17 protein-coding genes are annotated in these 19349 nt (G+C 49.6%); 15 read left to right on the top strand and 2 right to left on the bottom strand.

Going from position 1 to position 19349, the window contains the following annotated elements:
* The 7 genes from carB (at position 1) to P400_RS0111275 (ending at position 7987) form a co-directional block, all read left to right on the top strand.
* A complete protein-coding gene (gene carB, locus P400_RS0111305) occupies positions 1-3204 on the top strand; it encodes a carbamoyl-phosphate synthase large subunit (RefSeq protein ID WP_026826304.1) in 3204 nt (1067 codons plus the stop codon).
* Positions 3201-3920 (top strand): dihydroorotate dehydrogenase electron transfer subunit, encoded by a 720-nt coding sequence (locus P400_RS0111300; protein ID WP_026826303.1) that lies wholly within the window; start codon positions 3201-3203, stop codon positions 3918-3920. The genes carB and P400_RS0111300 overlap by 4 nt, the downstream gene beginning before the upstream one ends.
* Entirely contained in the window at positions 3917-4843 is a 927-nt protein-coding gene (locus tag P400_RS0111295) for a dihydroorotate dehydrogenase (protein WP_026826302.1), read from the top strand. The genes P400_RS0111300 and P400_RS0111295 overlap by 4 nt, the downstream gene beginning before the upstream one ends.
* Positions 4818-5522 (top strand): orotidine-5'-phosphate decarboxylase, encoded by a 705-nt coding sequence (gene pyrF, locus P400_RS0111290; RefSeq protein WP_026826301.1) that lies wholly within the window; start codon positions 4818-4820, stop codon positions 5520-5522. Before P400_RS0111295 ends, pyrF begins: the two co-directional genes overlap by 26 nt.
* Entirely contained in the window at positions 5506-6132 is a 627-nt protein-coding gene (gene pyrE / locus P400_RS0111285) for an orotate phosphoribosyltransferase (RefSeq protein ID WP_026826300.1), read from the top strand. The genes pyrF and pyrE overlap by 17 nt, the downstream gene beginning before the upstream one ends.
* Positions 6133-6221: 89 nt before the next feature.
* Positions 6222-7052, top strand: coding sequence for a hypothetical protein (locus tag P400_RS0111280; protein WP_026826299.1), 831 nt, complete (start codon positions 6222-6224; stop codon positions 7050-7052).
* Complete coding sequence (locus tag P400_RS0111275; RefSeq protein WP_026826298.1) at positions 7049-7987, top strand: FUSC family protein; 939 nt, start codon at positions 7049-7051, stop codon at positions 7985-7987. Before P400_RS0111280 ends, P400_RS0111275 begins: the two co-directional genes overlap by 4 nt.
* A gap of 47 nt (positions 7988-8034) precedes the next feature.
* Here the strand turns inward: P400_RS0111275 and P400_RS15675 are convergent, their stop codons facing one another.
* Together P400_RS15675 and P400_RS0111265 are read right to left on the bottom strand one after the other, a co-directional pair.
* Positions 8035-8208: a hypothetical protein gene (locus P400_RS15675; protein WP_161634151.1), complete on the bottom strand. Its 174-nt coding sequence runs from the start codon at positions 8206-8208 to the stop codon at positions 8035-8037.
* 327 nt (positions 8209-8535) lie between these two features.
* A complete protein-coding gene (locus tag P400_RS0111265; RefSeq protein ID WP_026826297.1) occupies positions 8536-10227 on the bottom strand; it encodes an Rqc2 family fibronectin-binding protein in 1692 nt (563 codons plus the stop codon).
* A gap of 131 nt (positions 10228-10358) precedes the next feature.
* Between P400_RS0111265 and gmk the strand changes: the two genes are divergently transcribed.
* The 8 genes from gmk to P400_RS0111220 are packed head-to-tail and all read left to right on the top strand — an operon-like array spanning position 10359 to position 19348.
* Positions 10359-11006 carry a guanylate kinase gene (gene gmk / locus P400_RS0111260; protein ID WP_051545980.1) on the top strand — a complete coding sequence of 216 codons (648 nt, stop codon included), beginning with the start codon at positions 10359-10361 and terminating at the stop codon, positions 11004-11006.
* Positions 11006-11215 (top strand): DNA-directed RNA polymerase subunit omega, encoded by a 210-nt coding sequence (rpoZ, locus tag P400_RS0111255; RefSeq protein ID WP_026826295.1) that lies wholly within the window; start codon positions 11006-11008, stop codon positions 11213-11215. The genes gmk and rpoZ overlap by 1 nt, the downstream gene beginning before the upstream one ends.
* A 58-nt stretch (positions 11216-11273) precedes the next feature.
* Positions 11274-12464: a bifunctional phosphopantothenoylcysteine decarboxylase/phosphopantothenate--cysteine ligase CoaBC gene (coaBC, locus tag P400_RS0111250; RefSeq protein ID WP_026826294.1), complete on the top strand. Its 1191-nt coding sequence runs from the start codon at positions 11274-11276 to the stop codon at positions 12462-12464.
* Positions 12461-14785: a primosomal protein N' gene (priA, locus tag P400_RS0111245; protein WP_026826293.1), complete on the top strand. Its 2325-nt coding sequence runs from the start codon at positions 12461-12463 to the stop codon at positions 14783-14785. The genes coaBC and priA overlap by 4 nt, the downstream gene beginning before the upstream one ends.
* An 11-nt stretch (positions 14786-14796) precedes the next feature.
* Complete coding sequence (fmt, locus tag P400_RS0111235; RefSeq protein ID WP_084483600.1) at positions 14797-16197, top strand: methionyl-tRNA formyltransferase; 1401 nt, start codon at positions 14797-14799, stop codon at positions 16195-16197.
* Entirely contained in the window at positions 16184-17515 is a 1332-nt protein-coding gene (rsmB, locus tag P400_RS0111230; RefSeq protein WP_026826292.1) for a 16S rRNA (cytosine(967)-C(5))-methyltransferase RsmB, read from the top strand. The genes fmt and rsmB overlap by 14 nt, the downstream gene beginning before the upstream one ends.
* A 4-nt stretch (positions 17516-17519) precedes the next feature.
* Positions 17520-18605 carry a 23S rRNA (adenine(2503)-C(2))-methyltransferase RlmN gene (gene rlmN, locus P400_RS0111225; protein WP_026826291.1) on the top strand — a complete coding sequence of 362 codons (1086 nt, stop codon included), beginning with the start codon at positions 17520-17522 and terminating at the stop codon, positions 18603-18605.
* 8 nt (positions 18606-18613) lie between these two features.
* Positions 18614-19348 (top strand): Stp1/IreP family PP2C-type Ser/Thr phosphatase, encoded by a 735-nt coding sequence (locus P400_RS0111220; RefSeq protein WP_026826290.1) that lies wholly within the window; start codon positions 18614-18616, stop codon positions 19346-19348.
* The last annotated feature ends 1 nt before the right edge of the window (position 19349 follow it).

Below are 19349 nucleotides of genomic sequence, written 5' to 3'. Positions count from 1 at the left end.
ATGCCAAAACGACCAGATATTCAGAAAATCCTCGTAATCGGATCAGGACCGATTGTAATCGGACAAGCAGCGGAGTTTGATTATGCTGGTACACAGGCATGTCTTGCCTTGAAAGAAGAAGGCTATGAAGTCATTCTCGTCAACTCGAATCCTGCAACAATCATGACGGATCCGACGACAGCGGACCGTGTCTACATCGAACCGCTCGAACCAGAATTCGTCGAGCGGATTATCCGACAAGAACGTCCCGATGCACTTCTGGCGACGCTAGGAGGACAAACAGGTTTGAACTTGGCATTTGAACTCGACAAACGGGGTGTCTTACGTGATTGTGGCGTGGAACTTCTCGGGACGAAACTGTCTGCGATCGTTCAGGCGGAGGACCGGGAACAGTTCCGTAACTTGATGTTTGAACTCGGTCACGGTGTACCTGAAAGTGAGATCGTCCATACGCTCGAGTCTGCTTGGGGATTTGCGGAACGGATTGGGTATCCGATCATCATCCGACCTGCGTACACGCTCGGGGGAACCGGTGGAGGGATTGCCCATGACCGGGAATCGTTCGAGCAAATCGTCGAATCTGGACTAAAAGCGAGTCCTGTGACGCAAGTCTTGTTAGAGAAATCGATTGCCGGGATGAAAGAAGTCGAGTTCGAGGTGATGCGTGACTCGAGTGACCAAGCCATCATCGTCTGTGCGATGGAAAACTTTGACCCGGTCGGAATCCACACCGGTGACTCGATTGTGTTCGCCCCGACTCAGACGCTGTCAGATCGGGATTACCAGATGCTACGTAGCGTCTCGCTCGACATCATTCGGGCACTTGGGATTGAGGGAGGATGCAACATCCAATTCGCCCTCGACCCAGACAGCTTCACGTACTACGTCATCGAGGTGAATCCACGTGTTTCCCGAAGTTCGGCGCTCGCTTCAAAAGCGACAGGCTATCCGATTGCCAAACTCGCTGCAAAGGTCGCTGTCGGCTACAAGTTATCAGAATTGAAAAACCCGGTCACAGAGACGAGCTACGCCTCGTTCGAACCGGCGCTCGATTACGTCGTCGCCAAAATCCCACGTTTCGCTTTCGATAAGTTTGAGTCCGCGGATCGCCGCTTAGGCACACAAATGAAGGCGACGGGTGAGGTCATGGCCATCGGTCGAAATTTAGAAGAGGCACTGTTAAAAGCGGTACGTTCGCTCGAACTGGGCACGGAAGAACTCTATGTTTCACAACTTCAAGCATTAGACACAGAACAGCTCGAGAATGGACTCACCCATCCGACAGACGAGCGTTTGTTCATCGTATATGAGGCCCTTCGTCGCGGATACACGGTAGAAGCGCTACACCAACTGACAAAAATCGATCGATTCTACTTACACAAACTGAGTCGGATTTGGCAAGTTGAGCAACAACTCGTCGCGGAGCCGTTAACGTCAGAACGTTTACTCGATGTGAAACGCATCGGCTTCAGTGATGTGGCAATCGCCCGCATGCTCTCGATGGATACAGAAGCGGTTCGCACGAAACGGAAAGAATGGAACATACGTCCCGTCTATAAGATGGTCGATACGTGCGCGGCCGAGTTCGCTTCTGAGACGCCATACTTCTATGGAACGTATGAAGTGGAGAATGAAGCGGTCAAGACAGACCGGGAGTCCATCCTCGTCCTCGGGTCGGGACCGATTCGAATCGGTCAAGGTGTCGAATTCGACTATGCGACCGTTCACTCGATCCAAACGATTCGAGATGCGGGTTACGAAGCAATCATCATCAACAACAATCCAGAAACGGTCTCGACGGACTTCTCCATCTCCGATCGATTGTATTTCGAGCCGTTGACGACAGAAGATGTATTAGAGGTCATCGAGAACGAGAATCCTCTTGGTGTCATCGTCCAATTCGGTGGGCAGACTGCCATCAATTTGGCGGCATCGCTAGAAGCGAACGGCGTAAAGATTCTTGGGACGGCTCTGGAAGATATCGACCGTGCCGAAGACCGGAAGGCGTTTGAAGCCACATTGTCCGCTGAGCGATTGGCTCAACCACCAGGGAAGACAGCGACAAATGTGGAAGACGCCGTCGTTTGTGCGAATGAACTCGGCTATCCGGTACTCGTCCGACCATCGTATGTCCTCGGTGGACGGGCGATGGAAATCGTTTATGAACAGTCTGAGCTTGAGCGGTACATGCGACATGCGGTCATCGCCTCGAAAGATCGACCGGTACTCATCGATCGCTATTTGACAGGAATTGAGATTGAAGTCGATGCGATCTGTGACGGGACGGACGTCTACATCCCAGGGATCATGGAGCATATCGAACGTGCCGGCGTACACTCGGGCGATTCGATTGCCGTCTATCCGCCACAACGTCTCAGTGACGAACTGAAACAAAAAGTCGTCGACTATACGATCAAATTGGCGAAAGCATTCCGAATCAAAGGGCTTCTCAATATCCAGTTCGTCTATGCGGACGACCTATACGTCATCGAGGTGAACCCACGTGCGAGTCGTACCGTGCCGTTCATCTCGAAAGTGACAGGTTTACCGGTCGCACGAATCGCGACTCAGACGATTCTTGGGACGAGCTTGAAAGAACTCGGTCTCGGGACGGGCATTCATCCAGAGTCAGACGGTATCTCGGTCAAAGTACCAGTCTTCTCGTTTGCGAAATTGAAAGAGGTAGACCCATCGCTCGGACCAGAGATGAAGTCGACAGGGGAAGTCATGGCGACAGACCGGACGCTCGAAAAAGCGCTCTACAAAGGGCTCGTCGCAGCAGGGATGAACATCGCCTTGAAAGGGAACGTGCTCATGACGATTGCCGATCATGATAAGGATGAGGCCATCGCCTTGGCGAAACGTTTCGACCGTCTCGGTTTCCGCCTCATGGCAACGAGTGGGACGGCAGATGGTCTCGAAGCGGAACAGATGCGTGTTCGTCGAGTCGGCAAAATTCAAGAAGATGGTGAGACGATGCTCAGCGTGATCGAGCGAGGAGACGTCGACTTGATTATCAATACGACGAGTCGTGATGCCCTCGTCACAAAAGATGGCTTCTTGATTCGGCGTATGGCTGCAGAACAAGGCACGCTCTGCCTCACATCGCTCGATACAGCCGAAGCCTTGTTACAAGTCATTGAAAGTCTATCGTTCCAAACGGTCAGCATTCCGGCGTTCACAAAGTTCGGGGTGATGGTATGAAACGTGACGTGACAATTGTCAGCAACCGTCAAATCGCCAGAACGACGATGGAGATGAAAGTACGTTGCCCCGGGGTGGAAATCGCCCCTGGGACGTTCTTTCATATCAAGACGTCCGGCTTGTTACGTCGGCCGTTGTCAGTGGCGAACGTCGAAGGAGACGAAATCACCTTCATATATAAAGTGATTGGGGAAGGAACATCTGAATTAGCTGCTAAGCGTGTTGGGGACACGTTGGACGTTCTTGGTCCACTCGGAAACGGATTTCCACTTGCACAACATGGAAAGCGGGTCGTCCTCGTCGGTGGTGGCATTGGGGTCCCACCCCTATACTACGTCAGACGTCGACTACATGAGATGGGGATCGAGACGATTGCGATTCTCGGGTTTGATTCACAAGAAAGTGTCTTTTATGAAGACGCATTTCGTGAACTTGGTGAGACCATCATCACGACAGTAGACGGCAGTCACGGGGAGCTTGGATTCGTCACGAGACCACTTGAACGCGTCGAAGCGGACGTGTTGTTTAGCTGTGGGCCGGAAGCGATGTTAAAGGCAGTCGCAGCTTCACCCATTCCTGAACGATTTATCTCGATCGAGAATCGGATGGGCTGCGGGATTGGCGCCTGTTTTGCCTGCGTCTGTCAGGCACCGGAGGGTTATGTGAAAGTCTGTAGTGACGGTCCGGTATTCAATGCGGAAGAGGTGCTGTTATGAGATTGAATGTCGAGTTACCAGGTCTTCATTTAAAAAACCCGATTATTCCGGCTTCGGGATGTTTCGGATTCGGTGAAGAGTTTGCAAAACTGTATGATCTCTCCATCTTAGGAGGCATCATGATTAAGGCAGCGACGGAGGAATCGAGGTTCGGAAATCCGACCCCACGTGTCGCCGAGACTGCACAAGGCATGCTCAATGCGATCGGTCTTCAAAATCCAGGAGTCGATGCAATCATCGAAGAAAAATTGCCATTCCTCTCGACGTTCGATACGGAAATCATCGCCAATGTCGCCGGTTCGACGCTGGGTGAGTATGTAGAAGTCGCTCGTCGAATCAGTGCAGACCCGACCATTAAAGCGGTCGAATTGAACATCTCGTGTCCGAACGTGAAATGTGGGGGCATGCAGTTTGGGACGGACCCGGTGATGGCTGCAGAACTCACGCGACTCGTCAAAGCGGCTTCGAGTAAGCCGGTCTATGTCAAGCTGTCCCCGAACGTCACGTCGATTACCGACATGGCACGAGCGGTCGAGGCGGCCGGTGCGGACGGATTGACGATGATTAACACGCTCGTCGGGATGCGAATCGATATCGAAACGGGGCGACCGATTTTAGCGAACCGAATCGGCGGGTTATCCGGTCCAGCCATCAAACCGGTAGCCGTCCGAATGGTATATGAGGTCGCGCAAGCGGTCAATATTCCGATTATCGCCATGGGTGGGGTTCGAACGGTCGACGATGTGCTTGAATTCATCTACGCTGGGGCGTCAGCCGTCGCGGTCGGAACGGCAAACTTTGAGAATCCATACGTCTGTCAGGAAATCATTGATGCGCTACCGGCACGACTTGATTCACTCGGAATCGAACATATTTTGGATGTGAGGGGGAAGGCTTATGCACAACTTGTATCTCGCCCTTGACGTGGAGACACGAGAAGAAGCATTTCACTTGTTACAACCGTTCCCGAACCGACCGGCTGTCAAAGTCGGGATGGAACTTTTCTATCGGGAAGGCGCACGATTTGTTGAAGAGTTGGTCGACCGCGGTTACCCGGTCTTTCTTGATGTGAAAGTACATGATATCCCGGAGACGGCACGTCGTACGATGCGTCAAATCGGAAAACTTGGGGTGGCTGTGACGAACGTCCACACACTAGGTGGCGAAAAGATGATGCGTTATGCGTTAGACGGGTTACGTCAGGCAAGTGATACGACTCGTTTGATTGGGGTGACACAGTTGACGTCGACAGATGAACGAATGATGCAGACGGAACTAGGAATCGCAGGACGACTCGATCAAGCTGTCATCCGCCAAGCGACCCTCGCCAAACAGGCTGGACTCGACGGGGTAGTCGCGTCTGTCCAAGAAGCGAAGATGATTCATCAGGAACTCGGGGACACGTTTATGACCGTCACACCAGGTATCCGACTCGGTGAAACCGATGATGATCAAGTACGGGTCGCGACACCGAGTGAAGCTAGGCTGGCTGGTGTCCACTCGATTGTCGTCGGGCGACCGATTACACGTGCGACCGATCCGGTTACCATGTACGAACAATTCATGATGGAATGGGGACAAACGTATGAAACAAATTGCTGAAGCACTATTACAGATTGAAGCTGTCACACTTTCGCCGACCGAGCCATATACATGGTCGAGCGGGCTAAAGAGTCCGATTTATTGCGACAATCGGTTAACACTCAGTTATCCTGAAGTTCGTCAGGTGATCATCGATAAGTTGGTGAAGTCGATTACCCCTACACAGGTTGATGTCATCGCAGGCACAGCTACGGCCGGTATTCCTCACGGGGCATTGCTCGCTGACCGACTTGGTCTTCCTTTCATCTATGTTCGTTCGAGTGCGAAAGGACATGGAAAGGGAAATCAAATCGAGGGGAAACTCGATATAGGCGCACGCGTGCTCGTCATCGAGGACTTGTTGTCGACAGGGATGTCAAGTATCGATGCAGCGAAAGCGATTCTTGAAGCGGGTAGTAAGGTCGTTGGGATTCAAGCCATCTTCTCTTACGAATTGCCGATTCTCGAAAAAAATCTAGCCGCGGCAAACCTTTCTGCAGAGTCATTGACGACATTCTCAGAATTAATTGAAGTTGCAGAAACGAAAGGAATCCTCAACCGTTCGGAACTTAATTCTTTACGTGAGTGGCAGCAAGACCCCCGTGCTTGGAGCGATTTGGTCACCTCTTAAGAATCCACCCTCGGGCGGATTCTTTTTCGATTCGGCATATGTCATACTTCATGGTAAAATAACGGAAGTGATTCAAAAAGGAGAGGCATATGGCGTATTCAAGAAGCAAAGAGAAGACATGGAGCGCACGGTTTCGTGCGATTCCGAAACACCGTAAAATTGCCTTCGGTCTTGTCTTGACCATCATCCCAACGCTTTTTTTCGTGAATTTATTTGTATTCAGCCATTTATTAGCGTTAGGAGACCAATACGAAGACCGATATCAAATGAAAAAGTTGCGACTCGAAACGAATCATGGCAACGTCGAATTTGTGCGAAGTCCAAATGAAAAAGTTCAGATTGAAGTGATGCAAACGAACTCAAAAGAACGACGAATCAAGGTCAAATCAGTCGGAGATACCATTTACGTTGTCGAGAGATATGGATGGTTTAGTTATGTTGGTAGCCGTGCGAGTGATGAACCTTCACGCTATAAGATACGTGTCTCGTTACCGAGCTCTATGACATCTGTTCACCTTGAGGCTGAGCAAGTGACCGGACAAGGATTGAATGCGAAGACGATTGTGATGGATGCGAATGCTGTGAATTTGAAACAAATCGATAGCGACCGTCTGCGAATCGAATCAAAAAGTGATACGACGATCGAGTCGGCAAGGCTCGTGAGCGGGGCCATTCGTTCTTATCGCCATGCGACCGTCAGTGACGTCGTCGTCAATCAGGCGATGACCATTCAAACGGAAGCCGGAACGCTCAGTTATACGCCAAAACATGCGACCGGGCAAGTGAACGTGACGACAGCGGGGAAGGTTACAAGCAGCGACCGTTATGAGGAAGTCGAGCCGGGTGTCTATCAATTGTCTACCTCGAATCGACCAGTCGTGGAGTTGATTTCTGAAACAGGGAAGGTCGATTTGAAATGAATGGAAAACGATACATCCCGAAAGTCGGGCTTCGTACGTTAAAGACTGGTATTGCCGTTTCGATTACCGTCGCTATCTCATGGTATGTATTTGGAATTTATTCTGGAATGGGGGCCATCGCAGCCGTTGTTGCGATGCAACCGACGGTCAAACGTTCCTCAAATATTGTATTCAGCCGAATCTTTGGAACGGTAGTCGGTCTCATGTGCGGACTCTTTATCGTTTATTTATTCGGCGTCAATCCGCTATCAATCGGATTGGCCGTCATCGTGGCCCTCACGCTCAATACGACGTTTGATAAGACACATATGTCGACATATGCGGCATTTGCCATCGTCATGATGCTCGAAAGTCCGACTTCTGATTTCTTTCATTATGCATGGACGCGTTCGTTATTGACGGCGGTCGGAGTGTTCGTCTCACTTGGCGTCAACTATGCGTTTTTGCCGCCTCGTTATGAAGATCGGTTATTAAATGAGGTACGAAAGACTTCATCCTTTCTATTTCATCATTGGCGCGAACTCGTCGGCTCACCGGCTGAACTATTGGAGACGCGAGCCCGTATTCTAGGACATCAAGAGTTGCATATGATGCTTCAAGAGGATATGAAAGTGACGAACGTTAAGTTGAAATATATGACGATTAAACAGTACCGATTATTGATTCACCTTGAAGACAAACTCGTATTGTTACTAGAAAGTTTAGCCGAACATCGAGAAGCGCTTTTAATGATGAGTGAGGAAGAACGACAAGCGTTCGAATCCGAATTTTTATATTTACTGGCACACCATCACGATATTCTTTATACATGTGACAAGCCCTATTCGCTCTTCAAACTTCCACATGAAGATTTATCCGTTTCAGAAATTTTACATGGGCATTTGCTCGATTATCATGAACAGCTCGAGGCGTTTAAGCATGACCCAAAAGCGTGAACAAGCTATACGTTAGTGGCCCACCATCAAGAAATGGTGGGCCACATTTAGAACGACCAAACATTTTTATGCTCATCATCATGGCGGCAGGCTGTTGACGAACCAAATCGCATTTTGCGATCTGGTTCGTCTTTTTTTGTAGGTTTCGATTTCTTGAGGCGTTCTACCCCACAAAATTGAAGAAATGTTATGATGATGATCTCAGGATGGGCGCGGTACATATCGGACTCCTCCTTTTGATGACGGGTGGGCTCGGCGTTTCCCTTCCTTTTCCCCGTTTGGACCGATTCGAAGTATGTACCGGGCTTTTTCTTCGGCCATCGATGCCTCAGAAAAAGACAAACGGCCGCCAGATGACGACCGTTTGCGTTGCTCGCCCGACGGCGCCCCGACTCATGCAGGAAAGCAATCCAACGGAGACCCAGCAGCGACCCAAGTCGCGATGCGGCTCCGGGATTGCCGGCGGAAAGCATGGGCGCCGGAAAGGCGAGCGATATTATTCATGTTAGTCAACAAACTCCCGCCATCATCATGGCGGGTTTTCTTGTTTACGACTGTTTCAGTGACTTCATCACTTGTTCATCTGGTGTCACGTAGACGGTCTGTTGATCCGTATAGATGACGAATCCTGGTTTTGCACCGCTCGGTTTTTTCACGAAGCGGGCGCGCGTATAATCGACAGGGACGCCGCTTGACGCACGAGCTTTCGAGAAATAAGCGGCGACTGATGCGGCTTCAAGAAGCGTCGTCTCATCCGGTTCCGTCGAACGGATGATGACGTGTGAGCCCGGGATATCTTTAACGTGTAGCCAAATTTCATCACGTCGTGCGAACTTGAACGTCAAATGGTCGTTTTGCGTATTGTTCTTCCCGACATAAAATTCCGTGCCGGTCGATGACGTGTACGCTTCAAGCGAAATTTTCGGATTCGCTTTTTTCTTTTGACGTTTTTGACGAATGTATCCTTCTTCAGTGAGCTCTTCACGAATCTCAAGAATGTCGGAAGGGGAGGCGACGTCAAGTTGTGCGATGAGCGTCTCTAAATACTCGATTTCCGCATCGTTTAGTTCGAGTTGCTTCTGTACTTCCACCTTTGCGATTTTTAGCTTGTTGTACTTTTTATAGTACTGCTGAGCATTCTCGTTTGGTGTTTTGAGCGGGTTGAGCGGGATCGTGAGGGTCGCACCATTCTCGTCATAATAATCAACGACTTCGGCAACACGCATCCCTTTCTCCAATTGGAACAGATATGTCGTCAACAACTCACCGTATTTTTGTAACTCATCCGCCCGCTCCGTCGCTTTCAAATCATCCAAGAGGCGGCGGCGTTTCAATTGATTCTTTTCGAGTTCTGATTTTAAGAGACGTTCGACATCGTGCGCTTGTTGTCTGACGCGGTCCCGGTTCGCCTTTTCATAATAGAAACGGTCGAGCACTTCTTTACTCGATTCATACGTTTCCTCGGTTTCGATGTCTCCAGCTGTCAACGCAATCGGAGCGAATCGTTCTTTCCCACTCGCGAGTTGTTGAAAGACGTATGGTCCGTCGAGTTGACGTAGAACGTTCTCGAACGCTTGCTGCAAGGAATCACGGTTCGGCATCTTCGTGAGATGGACGACTTCTTGAGCGATTTGAGGGCTGACGCCTGCGAACGTGGCGACAATTTGTTTATCCAACTTACCGGCATTCCAATCGATGCGCTTCAATCCTTCCGTCATTTCTGTCAACGGATCAAACTTGTTTTGTTCAGGCGGGAGTAGATAGTCACTTCCTGGCATGATCGTCCGGTACGTATTTTGTGAAGGGGGAAGATGTTTGATTGCATCTAAAATCTTGCCCTCTTCCGTCGTCAAGACGACGTTCGAGTGGCGCCCCATCAGTTCGATGTATACTTTCTTCGATTCTTCATCGCCGAGCTCATTACGAGAGCGAACCGAAATGACGATGACGCGGTCCCGTCCGATTTGTTCGACCGCCGTGATGAATCCGCCTTCTATATGCTTACGAAGCATCATGCAAAACATCGGTGGTTCTTGCGGATTTTTAATCGGTGTATCCGTCAATTGGAGACGGGCATACATTGCGTTTGCTGATATGAGTAGTTGCGCGTTCTGTCGATTCGAGCGAATCTGTAGCATCAAGTCGAGTGAATACGGTTGATGTACTTTGTTGACTCGTCCTCCGACGAGCGATTGTAATTCTTTTACGACACGATATGTCATTAATCCATCATAAGCCAATGATCTCATCACCTTTGTTCATTTTCTGTCTCTACGTTATCAGAAAAACAGAAAATATGGTACGATGGAGTAGGAAATCCGAACTTCTTCTTGCCGGAACAATTGATTGACTGCTATTATAATTAAATGTGATGTTAGAAGATGGAGGGCTTGCAGTGAATTTTAAAGAACGAGGATTATTAATCGTTTTGTCTGGACCAAGCGGTGTCGGTAAAGGAACCGTTTGTCGTGCTCTTCGTGAGGAAGAGGACAACAACCTTCAATATTCGGTGTCGGCTACGACTCGAAAGCCACGTGAAGGGGAAGTTGAGGGAATACATTACTTTTTTAAATCGAGAGAAGAGTTCGAACGGATGATTGAACAAAAAGAACTGCTTGAACATGCCGAATTTGTCGGCAACTATTACGGGACGCCTGTAGAGTGGGTGCGTGAAACGCTCGAAAACGGCCAAGATGTCATTCTTGAAATTGAGGTGCAAGGGGCGTTCCAAGTGAAGGAACTTCTCCCGGAAGCCGTCTTTTTATTCTTGGCACCACCTAGCCTTCAAGAGCTCCGTAATCGTCTCATCGGACGGGGAACAGAGTCAGAAGAAGTCATCAAGCAACGCCTGCTCGTCGCGCGTGAGGAAATCGAGTTGATGGATGCCTATGACTACGTCGTCACGAACGACGAGGTCGACAAAGCCATCGATCGAATTAAAGCGATCGTGACAGCTGAGCATTGTAAACGTGAACGTGTTGCGTCACTCTATAAAAAAGCTATGATGGAGGTCATTTAATGTTATACCCTTCGATTGATGCCTTACAACGTGTTATCCCGTCAAAATACACGATCGTTACGGTCGCTGCAAAACGGGCGCGTCAGATTCAAGATGGAAAAGCACCGAAAGTCGCCGAGCCAAAATCATATAAGCCGGTCGGTCAAGCGTTAGAAGAACTATTTTCGGGTGATACGACAATCATCGTGAACGAAAAAAACAACGGATGAAGTGTGACCCAAGTCGTTTGCGACTTGGGTCTCATTGTCTATAAGGGGGAGTTTGGGAATGGTGAAGGATCGTACTATTTTGTTATGTGTGAGTGGTGGCATCGCGGCTTATAAAGCGTGTTCGCTCACATCGAAATTGGTTCAAGCCGGAGCGAATGTTCACGTCGCGATGACAAAGTCAGCAGAACAATTCGTGGGTCAGGCGACCTTCCAGGCACTCAGTCGAAACCCGGTCTATACGGACGTATTCGAAGAGCATGACCCGACAAAAATTGCCCATATCGATGTGGTCGACTCGAGCGACTTGATCGTCGTGGCTCCAGCAACGGCAAATACCATTGCGAAATTAGCGAACGGGATTGCCGACGACTTCATCACGACGTCGATTTTGGCGGCGAAGTGTCCAGTTATCGTCTCACCGGCGATGAATGTGAATATGCTCGAACATCCTGCGACACAGCGAAACATCGAGACGTTGAAATCATACGGCTATCAGTTGATTGAGCCCGGCGTCGGCAATTTGGCATGTGGGTGGATTGGCGGTGGACGTCTACCGGAACCTGAAGATTTGGTTCGCATCATCGAGAGTCAGTTCGTTCCGAAACTATATATGGGGAAAGACGTCTTGATCACGGCTGGTCCAACTGTCGAACGCATCGATCCGGTCCGTTACTTGTCAAACGACTCTTCTGGGAAAATGGGTGTAGCGCTCGCTGAAGTGGCACGTGATATGGGCGCACGCGTCACACTCGTCCACGGTCCTCTTCAAGTCCCGGTCCCAGACGGTGTGACGGCCATTCCGGTCGAGTCGAGTGAAGAGATGCTTCGAGAAGTGACGAGCCGCTTCGAGTTGCTCGACCTCGTTGTGAAGTCGGCAGCGGTCGCGGACTATCGCCCGAAAAACGTTTATTCAGAAAAACATAAAAAGGTTCACGGTCCGCTCACAATCGAACTTGAAGAAACGACAGACATTTTAAAGACACTTGGTGAACAGAAGACCCATCAAGTGTTGGTCGGCTTTGCGGCAGAGACGGAACGACTCGAGGAGCATGCGGCAGCCAAGCTGAAGCGAAAGAATGTCGATTTCCTCGTTGCTAACGATGTATCTGGCAGTGACATCGGATTCGGTGCGGACGACAATGAGGTCGTCTTGTTTAGAGGGGACGGTTCGATTCTTAAGTTGCCGAAACAATCGAAAAAAGAGTTGGCGTTCGAGTTGCTCACATACTTTAAGGAAGCGGTCCGATGATTGCACATGTCCATGTCGATGCGCCGGTGATCACGATTGATCGCCCGTTTGATTATGAAGTACCCGAACAGTTTGAGACGTTGATTGAACCAGGTATGCGTGTATCGGTTCCGTTCGGGTCACGACGTTTACTCGGAATCGTCGTCGGAACGTCAGACGGGACGAGAGAAGGATTGAAACCGTTAGAAGCCTTGTTAGATGAGGAATCCTCACTCACGGAAGAATTACTCGACCTGTCAATCCATGTGAAAGAGACGACGCTTTGCTTTCGGTCATCCGCTCTTCTTGCGATGCTCCCGGCTGCGCTCAAGGTCAGCTATGACAAAGAAATCAAAGAAGGTCTGGTACCTGATGGCGTCCGACTTGGGACACACTTGTCCGAATATCCGAAAGACGTACAATCGCTCATCCTCGGGCTAGCTAAAAAGGGGGAATTGACTCTTGCACCTGTCTTGAAAGAAAAGAAAACGGTCAAAACTGATGTCCTTGTCGAGCTACTCGATGCGACTGTCGTCTCGAAACGTGCGAAAAAGCAACTCGAGGCAATCCGTCAGCTTGAAGAGACTCCTCGCATGTATTGGTCCGCGCTTCGACAAATCGGATTGACCCGTCCGCAGCTACAAAAGCTCGCGGACTTAGGTGCAGTTCGATTGACCGAGGTAGAATTGAATCGTGATCCGTACGCGACGATTGAACAAGTCAAAGAAACGGTCCAATTAAATGACAGTCAGGCGAGAGCGGTCCAGGCCATCCATGAGGCGGACGCGGGCGAGACACTTCTCGTCCATGGTGTGACGGGGAGTGGGAAGACTGAGGTCTATTTAGAATCAATCGGACAAGTCATCGATGAAGGGAAACAGGCGATCTTACTCGTCCCTGAGATCAGCTTGACCCCGATGATGGTGAAACGGTTTAAGCGACGGTTCGGTGAACGGGTCGCAGTCTTACACAGTGCACTTTCAAAAGGTGAGAAGTATGATGAGTGGCGAAAAATCAAACGTCGTGAAGTCGACGTCGTCGTCGGCGCACGTTCTGCCATCTTTGCCCCGCTCGACCGACTTGGTCTGATCATATTAGATGAAGAGCACGAGACGACGTACAAGCAAGAAGAGAATCCGCGCTATCATGCGCGTGATGTCGCCATTTGGCGGGCGCGGTATCATGGGTGTCCGGTCGTATTAGGCAGTGCGACCCCATCACTTGAATCGTATGCTAGAGCACAAAAAGGTGTCTACCGCTATTTACATTTGAAAGAGCGGTATGGTGGCGAGATGCCGCCGGTCCACATCATCGATATGCGTCGTGAGCTGGCCAAGGGCAATACGACAATGTTCTCGGAAGAATTGTTTAACGGCATCCTCGACCGAATCGAGAAAAAAGAGCAGTGCGTTATTTTGCTGAATCGTCGCGGATTTACTACATTCGTCATGTGCCGTGATTGCGGAGAAGGGATGACATGTCCGCATTGCGCCGTCAATTTAACGTATCATCAACATGGAGACCGGTTGAAGTGTCATTATTGCGGCTACGAGGTAGGTATGCCATCGACGTGTCCGTCATGTAGCAGTAAGAAAATCAAACAGTTCGGGTCAGGCACTCAAAAAATCGAGACAGAATTACTGAACCGAATTCCAGAGGCGCGCATCATTCGTATGGATCAAGATACGACGTCACGAAAAGGTTCACATGAGCAATTGTTGCGCCGTTTCGAAGAAGGAGAGGCGGATATCTTACTCGGCACGCAGATGATCGCAAAAGGACTCGACTTCCCGAACGTCACACTCGTCGGGGTGCTCGCAGCGGATGCGACGCTCGGAATGCCTGATTTTCGGGCGACCGAACGTACCTTCCAGCTTGTCACACAAGTGGCAGGACGTGCGGGACGGGGAAAACTTCCAGGTGAGGCATTCGTCCAAACGTATAATCCTGACCATTATGTGATTGAAACAGCGAGTGAACATGATTATGAGTCGTTTTTTGCCAAAGAGATGGGTCTAAGGCAGGTCGGAAATCATCCTCCGTATTGGTTTTTGACGCTCGTCACGTTTTCGGCGGAAAATCCGCTTGTCGCCAAGAGTGAGGCGGAATTGTTCGCATCCGACTTTTTACAAGCGCAAGTGGAAAACAGCCGCTTGAACGGTCCAATGCCTGCGCCTTTGTCAAAGCTGAAGAACGCGTATCGCTATCAAGTGTTTATAAAAACGAAACAACCCGAAGCGCTCTATGTGGAGCTGGCACGATTACAGCAAGCGAGAGCAAAAGCGATCAGTAAGAAAGAATATCAAATGAGTATCGATGTGAACCCATACGTATTCATGTGAGGTGGAGAGACATGTATAAAGTAGTAGAAGTACCAAATGAAATTTTACGCGTGACGTGCGAACCAGTGACAAAGTTCGATAAAAAGTTACGTCAAACGGTCGACCGTTTATTCGATACAATGTATGAGTATGATGGAGTCGGTGTCGCGGCACCGCAAGTCAATTTGAATCAGCGACTTGCGGTCGTCCATACAGACGATGAGACGGGACCGCTCGTCTTGATCAATCCGGAAATCATTGAGACGTCAGGTCGAGAAGTCGGACTTGAAGGATGTTTAAGTATCCCGGGTGAATTCGGATTCGTGGAACGACATGAATCGATTGTCGTCAAAAATCAGGACTTGAAAGGACGTACTTATACGGTTAAAGCGAATGGCTTTTTTGCCCGTGCGATTCAACATGAGATGGACCATCTGGACGGCGTCTTGTTCACAGACAAGCTCGCGGTGCCTAATTCCGGGAAGGACAAACGCATCGTCTTCATGGGAACACCGACCTTTGCTGTATCTGTACTTGAGCGACTGCTTGAAGAAGGATACAATGTCGTAGGTGTCGTTTCTCAGCCCGACAAACCGGTCGGACGAAAACGTGAGCTGAAGCCGACGCCTGTAAAAGAATGTGCCCTTCGTCATGGGATTCCGGTTCTACAGCCCGAGAAAGTTCGAACAGATTATGCAGAGATTTTAGAGTTACGCCCAGACATCATCGTCACAGCGGCGTACGGACAAATCGTTCCGACTGGATTACTCGAGGCACCGCCAAACGGAGCCATCAATGTCCATGCCTCTCTTCTTCCAAAATACCGTGGAGGTGCACCGATTCATCAAGCGATCCTCGATGGTGAGTCTGAGACGGGTGTGACGATCATGTATATGGTCGACAAGTTGGACGCAGGTGATATGATTGCCAATACGATTGTACCGATTAAAGAAACGGATACAGTCGGATCATTGTTTGATAAACTAGCTGTAGCAGGCAGTGACCTGCTCATTCGCACCCTTCCGGCCTTCTTGGAAGGATGGATTGAAGCAGTCCCTCAAGATGAACGTGAGGTAACATTTGCGCCAAATATCAGCCGTGAGCGGGAACAGATTGATTGGACGATGGACGGGGAAGCCGTATACAACCATATTCGAGGTATGAATCCCTTCCCGACTGCCTATTCAACGCTGGACGGAGAACGGGTGAAGTTGTTCATGGGAGAAAAAACGACCGGCACAGGACAACCTGGAGAAGTTATTCGTCTCGAAGAAGACGGATTTGTCGTGGCGACCGGAAACGATGTTGCCATCAAAGTGACGGATTTGCAACCGGCCGGTAAAAAACGAATGGATGGTGCGACCTTCATGCGTGGCGCCGGACAGAAGCTACGTGTTGGCGACCGATTAGGAGGAAATCATGAACGTACGTGAAGCAGCGCTTGATACGCTGATGAAAATTGAACAGGGCGGCGCGTACTCTACGATTGCCGTCAATGACACATTGAAACAAAAAAAGGTGGGCCCAAAAGATGTCGGCCTTTATACAGAACTCGTTTACGGGACACTAAGCCGTAAGGGAACACTCGATTACATTTTAAAAGATCGCATTCGTTCCCCGAAGAAGCTCGATAAGTTCGTCCTCCCGCTACTTCGAATGAGTGTGTATCAACTCTTTTATCTCGATAAAGTACCGGACCGAGCCGTCCTACATGAAGCGGTCGAAATCGCGAAGAAACGGGGGCATCATCTCGGAACGAGTAAGTTTGTGAACGGGGTGTTACGTAACGTCCTCCGTGAAGGGTTTCCGGACTTCAGTGGCTTGACCGACGCGGAAAGGATTTCAATCGAGCATAGTCACCCGGAATGGCTCGTCGCAGACTGGATTGACTTGTATGGGGTCGAGACGGCAGAGGCGATTTGTCAATTGAACAACGAACCTGCTCCTGTAACGGTTCGGGTCAACCGCAAACGTATTACGGTAGATGAGATGATGAACAAATTGGCTGACGCAGGTGTTCTGACGTCGCGGTCTGAACTATCCATTGATGGACTAGTAGTAGAGTCCGGAAACGTCCATTCGACCTCATTCATCGAGGAAGGCCTTTTGTCGATTCAAGATGAGAGTTCGATGATTGTCGCAGATGCTCTCGGTGTTTCGACAAATGATCATATTTTGGACGCGTGTGCCGCCCCTGGTGGGAAGGCGATGCATACGGCCGAGCGAATGGAAAATGGGTCGCTCACCGCACTAGATTTACATCCACATAAAGCAAAGTTGATCGACCAGCAAGCCAAACGTTTACACATCAATGGAGTGACCGCACTTGCCCTTGATGCTCGTTTAGCAGGTGAACGGTTTGAACGAGAGAGCTTTGATCGGATTCTTTTAGACGTTCCGTGTTCAGGACTCGGCGTCATTCGCAGGAAGCCGGATATTAAATGGACGAAGGATAAGACCCAGCTTGAAAACTTACCAAAGATCCAACGACAAATCATCGATGCCGTATTGCCACTGCTCAAACCAGGTGGTACGCTAGTTTACTCGACATGTACGATCGACCCGTCTGAAAATGAGATACAGGCTGACTACATTCTGTCGAAAGGATTGGCGTGGGACGAAACGCTCAAAGGACGTCTCCCGCAATCTGTTCGTCCGATCATGGAATCGGACCGTGCTGAACTAAAATTATTACCGACGACATTCGGTACCGACGGCTTCTATATCGCCGCATTTAAGAAAGAGGTATAAAACAATGAATCCAAAAGCAGTTGAAAAGAATCCACTCGTAGGCGCAAAGCCGTCACTCTATTCGTTGACGTTTCCTGAACTCGAGGCATGGGTGATCGAAGCAGGAGAAAAGTCATTCCGAGCGAAACAGTTATATGACTGGATGTACGTCAAACGTGTCATAACTTTCGACGATATGACGAACGTCCCGAAAGCGCTTCGCGACAAACTTGAAGCATCCTTCCAATTGACGACATTAAAAGAATTGGTCAAACAAGAATCACAGGACGGTACAATCAAGTTCCTATTTGAATTACAAGACGGTTATTCGATTGAAACGGTTCTCATGCGTCACGAATACGGAAACTCAGTTTGTGTCACGACACAAGTCGGATGTCGCATCGGATGTACGTTCTGTGCGTCCACACTCGGTGGATTGAAACGAAATTTAGAAGCCGGTGAAATCACGGCGCAGGTTCTCGACGTGCAGCGTGCATTAGACGCAACAGGAGAGCGTGTCGACTCGGTCGTCGTCATGGGAATCGGCGAGCCGTTCGACAACTACGATGAGTTGATGCGTTTCTTACGTACGGTCAACCATGACAACGGGCTCAACATCGGAGCGCGTCATATCACGGTATCAACAAGTGGGATCGTTCCTAAAATTTATAAGTTTGCCGATGAAGGAATGCGAATCAACTTCGCCATCTCGCTTCACGCGCCAACGACTGAATTGCGCACCAAGCTCATGCCAATCAACCGTGCCTTTGACTTAGACAAGTTGATGGACTCGGTCCGTTATTACACGGAAAAGAGCGGTCGTCGGATCACGTTTGAATATGGACTCTTCGGTGGCGTAAATGATACGGAAGAGTATGCCCATCTTTTAGCGGACCTATTGAAAGGAATCAAATGTCACGTCAACTTGATCCCCGTCAACCATGTACTCGAACGTGATTACGTACGGACACCACGAGCTCAAATCTTCGCCTTTGAAAAAGTGCTCAAAGACCGCAACGTGAACGTAACGATTCGCCGCGAGCAAGGATCGGATATCGATGCCGCTTGTGGACAGCTTCGAGCGAAGGAGCGCGAACAAGAAACGAGGTAATCAGATAGATGGAATTAGCATTTCGAACAGATCGCGGACAAGTACGCACACAAAATGAAGATGCAGTTTTAATCTTAGGCGATACCTTATCAGGAATTGCGCTAGTTGCAGACGGGATGGGTGGACATGCAGCGGGAGAGGTCGCGAGTCAAATCGTGATTGAAGAGTTTCGACGTGCTTTCCCGTCGCTCCCTCAAACTCCTGTCGAAATCGAACGATGGTTCCGCCATCACATCGACCTGGCGAATGAACAAGTGCTACAATTTGCGAAGCAATCCGATCTCGTCATGATGGGAACGACTGTAGCGGCCGTTTGTTGGAGCAGGGAGACGGTTGTGATTGTCCATATTGGAGATAGTCGTGTCTATGCGCTCCAAGCGAACGAATTGAGACGTCTTACGGAAGACCATTCTTACGTCAACGTGCTCAAACAGCTCGGTGAATTGACGGAAGAAGAGATGCGGATTCATCCGAAACGAAATGTCATCACTCGGGCGATCGGTTCAAGCGAACAGGTCAAACCTGACGTGCAAGTGCTCGCTGACCCTGAGTTTGATGTGATTTTAATTTGTACGGATGGATTGACGACGCATATGACCGATGGGGCGATTCAACACGTTTTACAACAAGCTGTATCGGCTGAACAAAAAGCTGAACAACTCATTGCGGAAGCCAATCAATTGGGAGGGAGCGACAACATCACGGTCGCCCTCATTCAATTTACAGATAGAAAGAGAGGATGAA

It is taken from the genome of Exiguobacterium marinum DSM 16307, from assembly GCF_000620845.1.
Lineage (GTDB): Bacteria > Bacillota > Bacilli > Exiguobacteriales > Exiguobacteriaceae > Exiguobacterium > Exiguobacterium marinum.
This window is presented reverse-complemented; position numbering and strand designations above follow the sequence as displayed.